The sequence below is a fragment of the Pantoea sp. AS142 genome (genome assembly GCF_037152305.1).
Classification (GTDB): Bacteria; Pseudomonadota; Gammaproteobacteria; order Enterobacterales; family Enterobacteriaceae; genus Pantoea.
In genome coordinates, this window is record NZ_JBBCMO010000008.1 from 140,771 (window position 1) to 156,788 (window position 16,018).

Annotated in this window: 6 protein-coding genes; 1 reads left to right on the plus strand and 5 read right to left on the minus strand. The window is 58.1% G+C overall.

Annotated features, from left to right (window positions below; translation table 11 throughout):
* Nucleotides 1–16: 16 nt before the first annotated feature.
* Complete coding sequence (locus WFO64_RS15480) at nucleotides 17–103, plus strand: SymE family type I addiction module toxin (protein WP_337013054.1); 87 nt, start codon at nucleotides 17–19, stop codon at nucleotides 101–103.
* Between the two features lie 38 nt (nucleotides 104–141).
* On the opposite strand, the gene imm45 is transcribed toward WFO64_RS15480, so the two are convergent.
* The 5 genes from imm45 to glyQ form a co-directional block, all read right to left on the minus strand.
* Entirely contained in the window at nucleotides 142–462 is a 321-nt protein-coding gene (gene imm45, locus WFO64_RS15485; protein WP_337012982.1) for an Imm45 family immunity protein, read from the minus strand.
* Nucleotides 462–10,697, minus strand: coding sequence for a hemagglutinin repeat-containing protein (locus WFO64_RS15490; RefSeq protein WP_337012983.1), 10,236 nt, complete (start codon nucleotides 10,695–10,697; stop codon nucleotides 462–464). The genes imm45 and WFO64_RS15490 overlap by 1 nt, the downstream gene beginning before the upstream one ends.
* A gap of 58 nt (nucleotides 10,698–10,755) precedes the next feature.
* Nucleotides 10,756–12,486, minus strand: a complete 1,731-nt coding sequence (locus WFO64_RS15495) for a ShlB/FhaC/HecB family hemolysin secretion/activation protein (protein WP_442956154.1) — start codon at nucleotides 12,484–12,486, stop codon at nucleotides 10,756–10,758.
* 388 nt (nucleotides 12,487–12,874) lie between these two features.
* Nucleotides 12,875–14,944, minus strand: a complete 2,070-nt coding sequence (glyS, locus tag WFO64_RS15500) for a glycine--tRNA ligase subunit beta (protein ID WP_337012984.1) — start codon at nucleotides 14,942–14,944, stop codon at nucleotides 12,875–12,877.
* 9 nt (nucleotides 14,945–14,953) lie between these two features.
* Nucleotides 14,954–15,865 (minus strand): glycine--tRNA ligase subunit alpha, encoded by a 912-nt coding sequence (glyQ, locus tag WFO64_RS15505; protein WP_003849680.1) that lies wholly within the window; start codon nucleotides 15,863–15,865, stop codon nucleotides 14,954–14,956.
* Nucleotides 15,866–16,018: the final 153 nt, after the last annotated feature.

Consider the following 16,018-nt stretch of genomic DNA (forward strand, 5'->3'; position numbering starts at 1 on the left):
CCTGAATGGTAACTGGCTGGCAGAAGCGGGGTTCAGCACCGACAAGCCGGTCACGGTCAACGTGAAACAGGGGAGACTGGTGATCGAGCCGGTTAAGAGCTGACGATAAAACGATGATCCCGGCACAGTGGCCGGGATATTTTACTCAATAGGTTCTGCTTTATATTGTTCAATAATATGAACATTTTCAACATTACATTCTGGATAGATCCATTTTGCCCAGTTGTTAATAACCCACGTTGTACTTAACCCGTGCCCTTCAGCCGAGATACTTTCGATAGGTAACTTGACTAAAAATAATCCTGCTTTATATCCAGAGGAAACGATTAAACCATATGGTCGCTCATCATCCTGAGTTTCAAACAACATAAAATCGACCCATTCTTCATATGGCCAGACAGCAGGTAATCTAAAAACCGTTCCTCTCGATATAGCCGCTTTTTTATAATAAATGAGCCGCATTACTTCACCTTTAAATTATGGCCACCTGATGGATCAGCTGGCTTTCTTACTTGCATTGAGAAATCAACCTCACCTAAATGCCTGCCCTTTGGACTGACAACTTCAAATCGCCCATGCTGAGTATCAAGTGCATATAAATTGCCATCAGTACTTCTGTAGACATCTCGATTATTTAGTTTGGTCAGCTTATTGTCTTTCACCATGCCTTGTTCAACGACAACTTTATTGACTGTTTCTATTACAATAGCTACTCGCTCTCCTGCTGGAAGCTTGGACAGGCTCGCTTCAAAAGCACCAACGGTACTCCCTGTAGCAATTTTTATAGTTGGATCAACTGCTTTAATGACACCAGGCACTTTCTTACCCGGCAATATAATCCCGGCCAGCATCCCGCCCGTCGCTTCCAGCGCCACCTGGTTTCCTTCGGAAGCCTGCACAACCGTGTCTTTCACTGCAGACCAGGTATCACTGCTCATCAGCGCTTTAACGCTGTCTGCCACCGCCTGATTCTTACCGGACAGGTCATTAAGCGCCGTATCACAGTAACCATCTCTGGTTGCACATGACGCCAGCACCATTGCCGCATCCGCTACGTAATCCGCTCCGCCTAATGCCGCATCGCCGGTATCCGCAAGAGCGTTGATAATGCCATTGGCGATAGAAGAGGTTGTACCTTCACCCAGCTTTTCCCGGACCTGATACTTCAGGGATTCGGCTGCCTGTTTAGCTGTAGCACGAGCCTGATCACCGGACAGCGAATTATTCTCAACCGCATTTTTACCCCACTGCGCCCCCGCCACCGCATCCGCCGTGCTGTCACCCACTACGCCGCCAGCAAGACCCGCCGCCAGCGTCCCCAGCGCGCTGATCGTCTGGCGCTGTTCTTCGTCCAGGTCTTCACGTTTAACGCCCGGATACATCTGCTGCGCGATGTATTCGCCCATCACCGCGCCCGAGGCTCCGGCCAGCGCAGCATTGCCCGCCGCGTACGAGGTTACCGCACCCAGCACCGCGTGCGCCATCAGGTTTGCTTCGGTATTAACCTTACCGTTCGCATCCGTGGTCAGCTCATGTATCTTTTCCGCCAGGTGCGGTGCCGATGCGCCGCTTATCGCCTGCGCCACGTTCCCGCCCGACAGGCCCTGCACCGCCGCCGTCACCGCGCTGATGCCCTGCTGCAGCGACGAACCCGTGCCGAACGGCTTCATCGCCGTGTCGTAAGCCTGCTTCGCTATCTCATCTGCCGTCGGGTTCAGCTTCCCTTTTCCGGCCAGCTCTTCCCTTGCAGCCGCCAGTGCTTTCGGGTCCTGCTGCGCCTTCATGCCCGCTATCTGGCCCTGCGTCCGGACGATATCGCCCGCCTGCGCCCCGATTTCCCCGATAAGCTGCGCCGCCTTCAGCCGGTTCTGCTCTTTCTCTTTATCAAAGATGACGTCCAGACCCGGATTTGCGTTTGCCACGTCGCGGCTGAGATCTGCCACGTCCTGCTTCTGGTTTTCCTTATCGCGGATAACGATCGTGCCTTCGCTCACCGCCGCCTTCGCCACCGAATTCGCGCTGCCGCTGCCGTTCAGCCCCGCCAGCATCCCGTTCGCCATGTTCCCGGCGAACTGACCGCCCACGCTGCCGCCGGTGCTCATGCCCGCGCTCTGATGCTCCACCTCATATTCCGCGTGGTTCTCAATATTGCCGAATCCCAGCGTGCCGGTGTCGAGCCGGTTTTTATCCGCCGTCGCCGTTGAGCTGATGACTGCACCGTTCAGCTGCGTGTGCTCACCCACCGTGACGTCAAAGCCGCCCTTCCCGGCAAAGATACCGGTCTGCTCCGCCACGCTCTGCCAGGTGCTGTGCATCTTATCCCGGCTCACGTTCACGTTCGCCGACCCGGTCATTGAGCCGAAGGTGAAGCTGCCGCCCGCGCTGGCGCTCTGCTGCTTACTGTCGTAGCGGTCGCTGTCCTGCTCCGAGGTCAGCGTCAGGTTGCGGCCCGCGTCCACCTTCACGCTCTCACCGTTAGCCTGCGCGCCCGTGAGCGTCGTGTCGCGCCCGCTGGTCAGGCTGAGCCGGCTGCCCGCGTCCAGCGTGGTCTCGCTGTGCGTCAGCCCGTTGCCTTTTTCGCTGCCCTTCGCCGCGTTGACGCTCGCCGATACCGTGATGCCGTAGCCGCCCGACCCCACGCCGATGCCGATACCGACGCTGCCGCCCTTGCTGCTGTTGGTGCTTTCAGTACTTTGCGTGTTCTGCGCCGACTGCAGCAGGATGTCCCGCGACGCATCCAGACCCATGTCGCCGCCCGCCTTCAGCTGGCTGCCGGTGATGCTGATGTCGCCGCTCTGCGCCGTACCGTTTATGCCGGTTGCCGTGACATTAAGATTCCGGCCCGCCGTCAGCGTGCTGCCCTTCGACTGACTGCTCTCAGTACGCGTCTCGCTTTTCGAAGACTGGCTGCCGTACGAGGCGCTGACGCCGATGGTGTTGGTCGAGCCCTCCTGATAGCCGTCCTGACCCGGCTTCAGGTCGCCGGCGGCATTGTGTGCGTTCGCGGCGGCAGTATTCAGCCCGTCCATCTGAGCCGCCTGCGCCGCCTGCACCCCATTCAGCGCCGCCTGGGTGTTCTGCAGTGCACTAATCCGCTCGTCACCCGACTTCCTGGCTTGCTGCGCGGTGCTCACCGCCGTGTTGAGCGCGCTACCCGCTGCACCCGACAGTGCCAGTGTCAGTCCGCTCTGCTTCGTCTCGGTCTTCTCGGTGCGGGTCCGCTGGTCAACGCCCGGGTCGATGCTCACACTGTCGCCCGTCAGGTTCATGTCTTTACCCGCCACCAGGTCCGCGCCACCGACGTGCAGCCGGTTGCCCGCCGTGACATTCACGTTACCCTGGCTGCTGCCGACGGTGCTGACGCTCTGACTCTGGGTCGTGCCCTTCTCATCGATTTCATGGCGGGTCGACTGCTTGCCGATGGTGAAGCCGATGCCGCCGCTGCTCAGCAGGCCGCTCTTTTTGTTCTCCTGCAGCTGATAATGGCTGTCGGTCTCGGTCGCCGCGCCGATCTCCACATCGCGCCCGGCCCGCAGATTGACGTCCTGGTCGGCAGCCACCGCCGATCCGGTCACCGTCAGATCACGCCCGGCAATGACCGTGACGCTTTCGCCACTCAGCAGGCTGCCGTTCTCACGGGTGGTAACGTCCCGCGTCACGCTGTGACCGCTGCTTTTATTCAGCAGGCCTTTATTCTCTGAGCGTTCTTCACTATAGAGTGACTCACGTTCAGTGGCGCTGTTCAGCACCACGTCCTGTTTCGCCTGCAGCCCGACCGCGCCCTGTTCGCTGTGAAGCGTACTGCCGGTCACGGTAACGTCGCGCTCGCGCCCGATCACCGTCACGCCCTGCTGCCCGCTGAAGGTGCTGCCGGTGCTGCTCTCGCGCACGCTTTCCTCTTCACGGTGGGTGCGGGTATTACCCTCGCGTTTGTTTTCGCTGTCCTGATCAAGCAGGCTGGCGCGCGCATCTTTAATGGTGACGTTCTGCGCGCTGACGCCAATGCGGCCCTCGGTACTGTCAACCTGCGCACCTTCGGCCAGCAGGTTATTACCCGCCACCAGCGTCACACCCTGATCGCCGCTCAGGGTGCTGAGCAACAGACGATCTTCCTGACGACGGTTGCTGACCGACGAGGTCCGGCTGTCGGCCTCAAGATGAGTGGTATTGGTGGTGGTTTCAGCGCCGATGCGGATGTCTCCGCCAGCCTGGACCCGGGCGGAACCCGAGGCGCTGGCCTGGCTACCGGTCAGCGTCAGATCACGACCGGCCGAGAGCAGAAGGTTGCCACCGGCGTTAAGCTCGCTGCCCTTTGCCTGCTGCCACTCGCCGTTGACCTGCGCCATACGCTTACCCGCCTCTTCCAGGCCATCTCGGGTGCGGTTGCCCATTGCCCCGGAGATAACGCTCAGGCTGCCGCTGTGACTGCTTTTTGCGGTACCGATCTCAAGGTTGTTGCGTGCGCTCAGGCTGAGATTATCGGTGGCGTCCAGCTTCGCGCCCTGCAGCCGGATATCGGTGCCGCTGAGGCTGATATCGTCAGCACTCATCGTCGCCTGACGCAGGGCATTCTGCAGGTCGGTGCTGATCGTCAGCGTCTCCGCCTTCACGTCAATGCTGCCCGCCTTGATATCGCCACCCTGATGCAGGAACTGACCGCTGTCGACCGACAGCGCTTTATCCGCAAACAGGTTACCGGCGTTGGTGACGCTGTCTGCCGAGAGCTGCAGATTACCGCCACCAATCACCGCGCCCGCGCCAGTCAGGCGCAGCGTGTTCTGTGCCAGATAAACTTTCGGCACCCACACTGTCTGAGGACCGTCTGCCGTATCAACCGTTTCGCTGACCAGCCAGACGATATCCTGCTGCAGCGCCGCAATTTGTTGCGGCGTCAACGCCACGCCCGGCATCAGATGGAAATCCTGCGCCACTCTGGTGCCGTTGTTCATTAACTCCTGATACTGCGCCATCACATCCCCTCCATTAATAGAGGGCCTGCCGGTCAGTTTCAGGACCTGCTCGCGCACCAGGCGCTGCTCGTAGAACCCATCTCCCAGGCGTTTATGCGCCTGGGACGGGTCATAGCCCACCCGTTCAAGCAGATAGTCGCTGCTGATAAATCTGCTCTGGCTGGTAAAGCGCTCGTCAGTCACGATCAGATACGGGCTGCCCGCCGCCGTACGCTGACTGAACAGGCCGTTATTGGGGATGGTTGTGGCGACTCTTTCCAGTTGTTGCAGCGCCGTCAGGGCCAGTTCTGCCGGTAACAGCGGTCGTCCTGGCTGAGATGGGGAACTGAGGCCGGACTGCGTAACCTGGCCGCCCGCCGCAAGTTCTGTGTCGCCGTCATGACGGGCAATGCCGTCTACGGCAAAGGCCAACGGATTTCGTTCATATTCCGCACGCTCTGCGTCCACCGCCTGCAGCGCCGCTTCAAGTTGACTGATCTGCGCCTGATTAACGGTGATGTTGCTGATGCTGGCACCGTTAATAGTGACGTTGCCGTTGCCGGTAATAATGCCGTCAACGGTTGCCAGGGCTGTGGTCTGGTCGAGATTGAAAGTCGGATACCCGTGCTTTTTATGTTGATCATAATGATCAACGATGTATTCCTGACGCCGCTCGTTAACCGAATATCCCCGATTATCGACATTTCCCCCGCCATCCATTATCAGATTGCCGTTAGCCGTAATCACGCTGGCATCATTGAGTAAATTGCCGTTAATACGCAGCATCATGTTGCCGCCCGCCAGAATACGTGCGCCATTACCTGCGGAAACAAGCTTGTCTGCTGTCACAGTGCCCGTCACCGTACGCTCACGCAAGTTATTGTAATCACTTACAAATGGCGCAGATGCAATATCTATGAACCGTTCAGGGTCCCATACCACGGCTTGCCCTATATCATGTTCACGTCGGAAGGAGTTCTGATAAGGCGTTGGAATAACATCCTGATTCCATCCACGCACGTCATAGAATGTCATGGCATAGCTGCCATCTGTATTAGGGATCAGGGCAAGATAATTAACCCACAAATTGATCAGTTGCCCTGTATTGTCTTTCACCCGCACCTGGGCTCGCTTAGCAGCAGCGTCAATGTTCAGCAACGTACCATAAGGATTACTTTCAGCAGCCGCATCATCCCGGAATGTTAATTGCTGGGTGTTGGGTTGCATCGTGCTGGCATCGGTATTAACTTCTTCACCAAACGAGCGCCAGTAGTAATGATAGCGATGCCACTTGTAGTCGCTGGTCTCAGCGTTGCGCTCTATCAACAGCCCTTCACGCAGGTTATCGAGCCGCCGCGCCTCCAGCGTCATATCACCGTCCGCTTCAATAAAGCTCGCCCGGTTCTCGATCAGGTCATCACTGTGCAGCGACAGGCGATCGCCGCTATAGAGCAGCGCGCCTTCTTTGTTGCTCAGCCGCTCGCGGGCCTGCAGCGTCAGGCTTTGAGTTGCCGCAATGACCGCAGGCTGTCCGTGGTTGTCGATCACCCGGCCCCGCACGGTGACTTCATCACCCATCAACGCGGCACGGTTATCCAGCCAGTCGACATTCAGCGTTAAGGCATCCGCTTCAAGACGCCCGCTGTTCAGCAGTGCACCAGTAGTAAGCTGAACTGTTTTGCCTACCAGCATCGCCGGGTTGGTTATGCCTGCCGCATTCAGAACCAGATTACCCGGCAGCAGCCAGTCAACCAGGTTAGTAAACGCCCCGCTCAGTGAGACTGTCACCGTGCCGTTACTGCTGATGGTTTCACCGGCCTGGCGGGTATAGTCCTGTTGCGCGGTCAGCACTAAGGCCTGCAGGCCCAGCAGCGTACCACCCTGATTATCAAAAGAGTGTGCATGGATGTTTAATGCGCCAGCACTCTCCAGCCGTCCACTCTGATTGAGCAGTGCCAGCGGTGAAGTCGCACGTGAGAGATCACCGTTGATGGTGAGATCGCCATTCGCCAGCACCCGTCCCTGCCGGTTGTCCAGCTGTGCAACACCGTGCAGCATGAGCGTTCCAGCGCTTTGCAGCCGTCCGGCGCTGTTATCGATATCACGGGCAGAAATGTCGGTGTAGGTGGTGCCGAGTAACAGGCCGCCGTCGCGGTTGATAAGGCGATCGGCCTGCAGAGAGAGTCCCGCCTGACTGCTGATCACACCCTGGGTGCTGTTATCGATTGCCGTGGCGTTCAGCACGAGATCCTGCGTGGCGACAAGCTGGCCGCCCTGATTGTTCAGTTGTGCGACTTCAAGGGTCAACGCCGCGCCGCTGTGGACTTTGCCCTGTTGATTGTTGAGCGTGCCGACGCGATAACTTCCCGTGCCCTGGCTAATCAGTGTGCCGCTGGCATTCTCTAGCTGCCCGGTGGTCAGATTAATCGCTTCACGGCTACTGAACACGCCCTGACGGTTATCGATCGTTGCGGCATTGATCTGCTGTCCGCCATTGCTGTGTACCGCACCGCCATGGTTATCAAACTGCCCTGACAGCTGAAGTGTCAGCTGTTGCTGGCTGTCGATATTGCCGCCTGCGTTGTTCAGCGTCTGCGCATCCAGCTGGAGCGCTTCGCCGCTCTGCATCTTACCGGCCCGGTTATCCAAATCCCCGGCCAGGTTCAGCCTCAACTGCCGCTGACTGTAAAGCAAGCCGCTTTGGGTATTATCGAGACGGGCAGCAGTGATAGTCAGCGCCTCACCAGCCAGCCACTGACCGCCCGCATTGTTTATGTTGCCGGTGCGATTGCCTTCGGTCTGGCCCTGCACCGTCAGCTGTTGCTGAGCAGAGACCTTACCGGCAAGGTTGTTGATATCCTGCGAAATACGTAACGCCATGCCAGCAGCCGATTGCAACACGCCGCTGGTGTTACTGAGCCAGTTCGCGGTGAGTTCAGCCTGCTGCTGACTTTGTACGCTGCCCGCCGTGTTATCGAAACCGGCAGTCGTGGCAGTCCAGCGCCCCTGGCTGCCCATCCAGCCCTGCGCATTGCCCATCTTTTGTGCCTGGAGCGTCTGGTTTAACCGGCTGAAGATACGGCCATTGTTGTTATCCAGACGGCCGGTGAACTGCATATCCAGCGTGTCCAGCGCATTGATCGCGCCCTGGGCATTGAACAGATTTGCGGCGCTGGCCTGCGTGCTGCCGTTTCCAGTCAGGGTGCCGCCCTGATTGTCCCAGTCGCCCGCCAGGTTCAGCATCAGCGCCTGCTGGCTGAGAATCTGCCCTGACTGGCGATTGTTCAGTGTGCCGCCCTGCAGCAGCAGACCACCGCCGCTTTGCAGCGATCCGCCCTCGTTATCAAATAGCGTCGCTGAGGTGCCATGGATCGCGAGGGCATTTTGCGCCGTGAGTTTACCGCCCTGGTTGAGGATATCGCCACGGCTGGTCAGGTCCAGATTACCGCCAGACTGCAACCGGCCACTGGCATTATTGAATTGATCTGCCGTCGCCGTGACCCGCTCACCGCCCTGCGCTGTACCGTCGCGGTTCTGCCAGAGTCCGCCGCTGTTGAGAGAGAGATGATGACCCGCTTCGATCCAGCCACCGCTGTTGTCCAGGCCCTGTGGCGTCTTCAGGCTCAGATCATGCAGCGCAATCAGTTTGCCCCCGGTATTATCGATCTGGCTGGTGTTAAGGATCAGGGATTTACCGCTGATTTCACCTGAACGGTTGCTCAGCTGTCCCAAGGTATTCAGGATCAGCTGCTGGCCGCCGAGGATCTTACCTGCCTCATTCTGCATCTCACGCGCCGCCAGTGTGGTCAGATCGTTACTCTGAAGCGTTCCATCGCGGTTATTAAGATCGCCCTCGGTGCGCAACGTCAGCGCATCACCGGCCAGCAGCTTACCCTGACCGTTGTTAACAGCCGTGCTGGCATTAATAGCCAGCGATGCCTGGGTTTTGACTGTGCCGCCCTGGTTATTCAGGCTGCCTGTCTCAAGCGTCAGATCGCCGTTGTTGCCCAGTTCACCCGACGTGTTGTCGAGCAGTCCATCAACCCGCCAGTGCTGCGCCGCGTTATCAAGCGCAACCATCCGGCCACGCTGGTTGTTCAGCGAGGCGGCCTGGAAGCTGAGCTGCCGGCTCTCAATCGCTCCATCGCTGTTATCCAGCCCACCACTCAGCGTGAAACGACTTTCGCCACTTCCGGTCTGCGACCATCCAGCCTGCTGGCTGAACAGGCTGCGTCCATCGATCTGCCAGCTTCCGGCGCTAATCTGCGCCTGCTGCGCCTCGATGTCACCGGTCGTATTAATCACCAGCTCATCACCATTGATCACCGCCTGCCGCACGGCAACACCCCCCTCCTGAGCCGTCAGGGTTGCGCGGCTGGCGGCGACCTGAGCACCACTGAGATCGACGCGGCGTCCGCGTGCGCTGACCTCTTTTTTGCTCAACAGGCTGCCGCTGGCGCGTAGGGTATCCTGGCTCTCCAGCTGCAGATTGGCTTCCTGTACAACCTGGCTGCTGGCATCGCTGCCTGCCAGCAGGTATCCGCTGCTCTGGATGCTGCGGGCTGCCGTCAGCTTTACATCACCTGCCGCCGCCAGCGTGCCGGATTGGGTAATCCCACCTTCGCGGCTCTGAACCGTCAGCTGACCACCACTGTGGAGTTTGCCCTGATAATCAACGCTGTCTCTGGCCGCCAGGCTGATATCGCCTGCGGCTTGGGTGACGCCATCCTGTGCCGCCGATTGCCAGACGAGCTTACCTTCGCTGCTTACCACCAGCGTTTTACCCGCCTGCACCTGAGCATTCTGATTGCGCACACCGACGCCCGCTTCGGTGCCAATCATGCGGATCTGGCCGCTGTACATGCCGCCCATCTGCCCCATGTCGATCGCCAGTTCAGGTCTGGCGCTACCGTCGTCAGCCAGCGGTGTGACGGTCTGTGCGTCTGCACTTACGCGGTTGCGACCGGCCACCACCGCCAGCTCTTTTTTGGCCCAGACGCCCGCGTTAATTTCTACCGCACGGGCCAGCACGTCGACATATTCCGTAGCATGACGGGCATCGCCGTTGAGTCCGCCGCCTTCAATGCGCACCACGCCGCGTTCAACCTGATAACCCGCCAGGCTGCCGTCGGCGTTGAGCTGCGGTTTGCCTGTGGTCAGCGTCATGCGGCCGGCGTTGATGGTGCCGCATCCGTTACAGACAATCCCGGCCGGGTTGGCAACGATCACCTGCGCCCGTCCGCCCGCCACCTCCATATAACCGTGCAGCTGGCTGGGATTATTGCTGTTTACTTCGTTGAGGATTACCCGCGCCGCTGGGGTGTTTGGGTTGAGGTTCGGGTTGCCCTGAATCATTCCAGCCAGTTGTGTTGAGGTCATCACCGCGGAGTTATTCAGGATGGCGCCGTTCTGCGCGACGTCGAACTGCTGATACTGGTTATGCGAGAGTCCTGCCTGATTGGGCGCGGCGATATTGACCTGCGGCAGCCCGTTCTGGGTGGCGATAACATCCGGTCGCTGACCTGGCGTAGCATTACTATCCGCTACAATGCCGTTCGCCATTGCTGGCCCGGCAAACAGGGCCAGTCCCAGCAGCCACGTCGCACGGCGAACAGTGACCCAGAGGCGCGCCGCGCCGTTGCCACGGCTCTGGCCGGGTTCAGTGCTGCAACTGCGGGCAAGTTCTGACACCACCCGCAGTTCCCCATGGGTGCGGCTGAAGATAATGCGATAGCAATGTTTATTCATGGGTCACATCCATGTGAAAGTCACTTTGTTCAGATAGCGGGATCGCCCGCTTTGGTGGTCAGATTTCCAGGTTAACGCTGAAACCCGCCGTCGCGCCTGAGGTATGAAAACCCGCGGGTTTATAGAGCGGAATGCCCGCAAACAGGTCGTAGCTGAAGCGTCCCCAAAGTGCGCCGCGTATGCCTATTGCACTGCCTGCCAGTTGATGTCCGACAAGATCGCGAGTCGCAGGCCCGCTTACCCGGCCATAATCAGCAGCCAGATAGAGCTCATGCCCGCGCGAGAAAAGATTCCAGCCGATTTCGTTACGCCACAGCAGCCCCTTTTCACCTGACAGCATCTGTTCTCCGTCGAAGCCGCGTACCGTATAACGCCCGGCAATCGCCATGCGCTCCTGCGGCGTCAGAGCATTCGGACTCCATTGTCCCCGCATGCTGCTGTAAATCCGCCAGGGCTGCTCGCCCAGGGCGAAAGGATGGTTGATACCGAGGTCGCCCAGCAGTATGCCGGTACGCGCGCTACCCTGATGGCGCGACTCTTCCGGTGCAGGTAATGCATTGAATGCCCCTGTACCGCGCCGCCAGGCAATATTCGCGTCCAGTGTATTGCTGCCCAGATAGCTATGCTGATTCAAGCCCAGCTCCCAGCCCGCGGTACGCCGCTTTTGCTGCCCGATATCAATATCGTTGACGGCGTTGGTGGAGTGTTTGCGGTAGCCGCGCAGATTCAGCGTGGTTTTGTTGGACTGGTCGCGGTAGAGCAAGCGGGAGACCGTGAGCTGGGTATTGTCGCTCTTACCGCTGTAGCGCAGCACCTCATTGGCATTCGGGATGGTCTGGTGATAGGTGTAGTCGTTGTAGTTGGCGGAAACGGCCCAGTACCCGATCGGGAAAAAGTAATTCAGGGTATGCGAGCGGTTGCCGAACGGCCCATGCTCAAACAAACTTTTGCCAAAATTGGCGTAAAACAGATCGTTCTGCGCAAAGGGTGCGTCCACGGCCAGCGTGGCGGAACCGAGGTAGCGTCCGGTGCTTTTTGAGCCACTGTCATCCAGACCCAGACTGAGCCGCACCGGACGGCCTTCCCGCCAGTTGACCTGCAAATCGCTGGTGGCTTCCTGCTCGCCCGGCACGATTTTAATGTCGGCACGGGCGCTGGGCACCCGCTTGAAGTTCTCCAGCCCCTGCTCGATATCGCGCAGATTCAAGATATCGCCCGATGACGCCGGAACGGCATTCCACAGCCGTCCGCGCCAGGAAACCGGTTCATCAAAGCGGATCTGGCTGATACGGCCAGGCTGCAACGTCAGCGTCAAAACCCCCTTCGTCAGATCCTGTTCCTGCGCCATGACGCGGGTGGTGACATACCCTTTGGCAAGAATCGCATTCTGCACTTTGTTAATGACCAGCACGATGCCCTGTCCGCCAAGGCAGCGGCCGGTGGCGTCTGCCGCGGCGTCAAGTGCCCACTGAAAACGGCTGGCTGCGTCGCCCGTCAGGGCGATCTGATTGATGGTAAAGCAGGGCTGCTCATTAGCAGGATAACCGGGCAGACGAATATCAGGACGGGGAAGATGTTCATTCGCCTGCGGCGCATTCTGCTGTTGCAGCACGCGCTCGCGCGTCTGCTGACGCAGTTGCTCGCGGGCATCAATTGCCTGGCCTTCTTCGCGGGGATTATCGGCTGGCGAGGCGGCCATCAGTGGGAAAGCAGAGCAGAGCAGCGCGCCTGCTGCCATGGGGAGAAGACGTTCTGGCGGATGCCAGAACGTTAAAAAAATCCGTTTCATGAAAATTCCATTTCATTAAAATGTAACTGGGTGTAAATTTCGGAGAATTATACACTTTGAAACATAAAAAACAATAAAGCTGCTTAATATTTGGTCGGCTAACAGACGCCTGCATTAACGAAAACGCATCAGATAACTCGCACTTTCATTTACAATTTAAACTATTGATATAAAATACTTTTTAAATAAACCTGTCACTGTTTTAAAATTATTTTCCGGGAAAAAACTGTCTTAAATTGAATTTATTGTTAAAAGCAATCCGAAACGCGCCATAAAATGGTTATTTAAAATGCTGAGATTTAATGACAGACCAAACAGGTTTTAGGACCAAAAAATCCCATAAAAAAAGGGACGATTGCTCGTCCCTTTTTGCTCTTCACAGAGAGGATTACTGTAACAGTGAGATATCCGCCACCTGCAGGAACAGCTCACGCAGTTTTGACAGCAGCGTCAGGCGATTAACCCGCACCGCCTGATCGTCGGCGTTAACCATTACTTTATCGAAGAAGTTGTCTACCGCGGTACGCAGTTGAGCCAGTTCGACCAGCGCATCCTGATAACGGCCTTCAGCGAAGTAAGGCTGCAGCTTGCTGCTCAGCGCGGTGACAAACGTCGCCAGCTGGATCTCTTCGTTCTCTTTCAGCAGCGACGCCTGCACGCTCTCATTCAGTGTTTCGGTCGATTTCGCCAGAATATTAGAGACACGTTTGTTCGCCGCCGCCAGTGCTGCGGCGGCCTCAAGCGTACGGAAGTGCGACACCGCTTTCATGCGTGCATCAAAGTCAGCAGGACGGGTCGGACGACGCGCCAGGACCGCCTGCAGCGTATCAATGCTATGACCTTCTTCCTGATACCAGGTGCGGAAGCGACCCAGCATAAAGTCGATCACATCATCGACTACGCGGGCGTTGCTCAGCTTGCTGCCATACAAACCTACCGCTTCTTCGGTCAGGGTTTGCAGGTCGAGCGACAGGTTCTTCTCTACGATGATACGCAGCACGCCCAGCGCCGCACGACGCAGTGCGAACGGATCTTTGTCGCCTTTGGGATGCTGACCAATGCCGAAAATACCGGCCAGCGTATCCATTTTATCGGCAATCGCCAGCGCACAGGCGACCGGGCTGGACGGCAGATCGTCACCGGCAAAGCGCGGCTGATACTGCTCATTCAGCGCCACCGCCACATCTTCGGCTTCGCCATCGTGACGCGCGTAGTGCATGCCCATCACGCCCTGGGTGTCGGTGAACTCGAAGACCATGTTGGTCATCAGATCACACTTCGACAGCAGGCCCGCGCGGGTGGCGTGATTCACATCTGCACCAATTTCACCGGCAATCCAGCCCGCCAGTGCCTGAATGCGATCGGTTTTATCGCGCAGCGTGCCCAGCTCTTTCTGGAACAGCACCGTTTCCAGACGCGGCAGGTGATCTTCCAGACGCTTTTTGCGGTCGGTATTAAAGAAGAATTCGGCATCGGCCAGGCGTGGACGTACTACTTTCTCGTTGCCGGAGATAATCTGACGCGGATCGCTGGATTCGATATTGGTGACGAAAATGAAGTTCGGCATCAGGTTGCCGTCATCGTCATACACCGGAAAATATTTCTGATCGCCTTTCATGGTGTAGACCAGCGCTTCCGCAGGCACCTTGAGGAATTTCTCTTCAAAGGTCGCGGTCAGAACCACCGGCCACTCCACCAGCGACGTTACCTCTTCCAGCAGGCTGTCGCTGATATCGGCGTTGCCGCCTAAGCGGCGTGCGGCCGCTTCCGCATCGGCTTTGATCATCGCTTTGCGAACCTGATAGTCGGCAATGACCTGGCCGCGTTTTTCCAGTACATCAGGATAGTGATCGGCGCTTTCGAGCGTGATTTCGCTTTCACCCATAAAGCGGTGACCACGAATAATCCGGTCTGACGCGATGCCCAGAATGGTGCCCGGGATCAGCTCATCGCCCAGCAGCATGGTCACGGTGTGAACCGGTCGGACGAACTGCACATCGCTGTCGCCCCAGCGCATCAGTTTTGGCACCGGCAGCTTGCTGAGTGCAGTGGCAATCATCGTCGGCAGCAGCGCCTGTGCCGCTTCGCCTTTGACCTGGGCGCGATAAACCAGCCATTCGCCTTTATCGGTGGCGAGGCGTTCAGCCTGATCGACGGTAATGCCGTTGCCCCGCGCCCAGCCTTCAGCAGCTTTGGTCGCGTTGCCGTCAGCGTCAAACGCCGCAGCGATCGCCGGTCCGCGCTTTTCCACTTCCCGATCGGGTTGTGAGGCGCTCAGGTTCGCGACTTTCAGCGCCAGACGACGCGGTGCAGCAAACCAGCTAACCTCGCCGTGGCTCAGGTTGGCGGCATCCAGTTCAGCGGTGACCTGCGCGGCAAAGGCTTCCGCCAGGTTGCGCAGGGCTTTAGGTGGCAGCTCTTCGGTGCCGATCTCCACCAGGAAGGTTTGTTCAGTCATGGCTGCCTCTTACTTTTTGTTATTGCACATCGGGAAGCCCATTGCCTCGCGAGAGGCGTAGTAAGCTTCAGCCACGGCTTTGGTCAGGGTACGAATGCGCAGAATATAGCGCTGACGCTCCGTTACCGAAATTGCTTTGCGGGCATCCAGCAGGTTAAAGCTGTGTGCCGCTTTGAGAATGCGTTCGTAGGCGGGCAGCGGCAGCGGCTTCTCAAGCGCCAGCAGGTGCTGCGCCTCTTTCTCGTACTGCTCAAAGCAGGTAAAGAGGAAATCAACGTCGGCGTATTCGAAGTTATAGGTGGATTGCTCCACTTCGTTCTGATGGAACACGTCGCCGTAGGTGGTTTTGCCCAGCGGACCGTCGCTCCACACCAGATCGTAAACGCTGTCGACGCCCTGGATGTACATCGCCAGACGCTCCAGGCCGTAGGTGATCTCACCGGTCACCGGCTTACACTCCAGGCCGCCGACTTGCTGGAAGTAGGTGAACTGTGTTACTTCCATGCCGTTGAGCCACACTTCCCAGCCGAGTCCCCAGGCACCCAGCGTCGGGTTTTCCCAGTTATCTTCCACGAAGCGAATGTCATGCACCGTCGGGTCCATACCCAGCTCTTTCAGCGAGCCGAGATAGAGCTCCTGAATGTTGTCCGGTGACGGTTTGATGATCACCTGAAACTGGTAATAGTGCTGTAAACGGTTCGGGTTTTCACCGTAGCGGCCATCGGTAGGACGGCGTGATGGCTGCACGTAAGCGGCGGCGATCGGCTCCGGGCCCAATGCACGCAGGCAGGTCATCGGGTGTGAAGTGCCAGCGCCCACTTCCATGTCCAGCGGTTGGACAATGGTGCAGCCCTGACGCGCCCAGTAATCCTGCAAGGTCAGGATCAGCCCCTGAAAGGTTTTGGTATCAAACTTTTGCATGTTGAGTGTGCACGCGCTTCGGTTAGATTAAAAAAAGAGGCCGACAGTATACCCTTTGACCGCGCGATGTGCAGCCGTAAATCCCAGGCGGTGCCGGCGCGTTTTATCGGTGATTCAGGGCGCTGGCATACAGATGGCTCCGAATCCTGCTGG

Coding starts and splice junctions, on each gene's coding strand:
- imm45 (WP_337012982.1), bottom strand. CDS start 462: ATGCGGCTCATTTATTATAAAAAAGCGGCTATATCGAGAGGAACGGTT.
- WFO64_RS15490 (WP_337012983.1), bottom strand. CDS start 10,697: ATGAATAAACATTGCTATCGCATTATCTTCAGCCGCACCCATGGGGAA.
- WFO64_RS15495 (WP_442956154.1), bottom strand. CDS start 12,486: ATGAAACGGATTTTTTTAACGTTCTGGCATCCGCCAGAACGTCTTCTC.
- glyS (WP_337012984.1), bottom strand. CDS start 14,944: ATGACTGAACAAACCTTCCTGGTGGAGATCGGCACCGAAGAGCTGCCA.
- glyQ (WP_003849680.1), bottom strand. CDS start 15,865: ATGCAAAAGTTTGATACCAAAACCTTTCAGGGGCTGATCCTGACCTTG.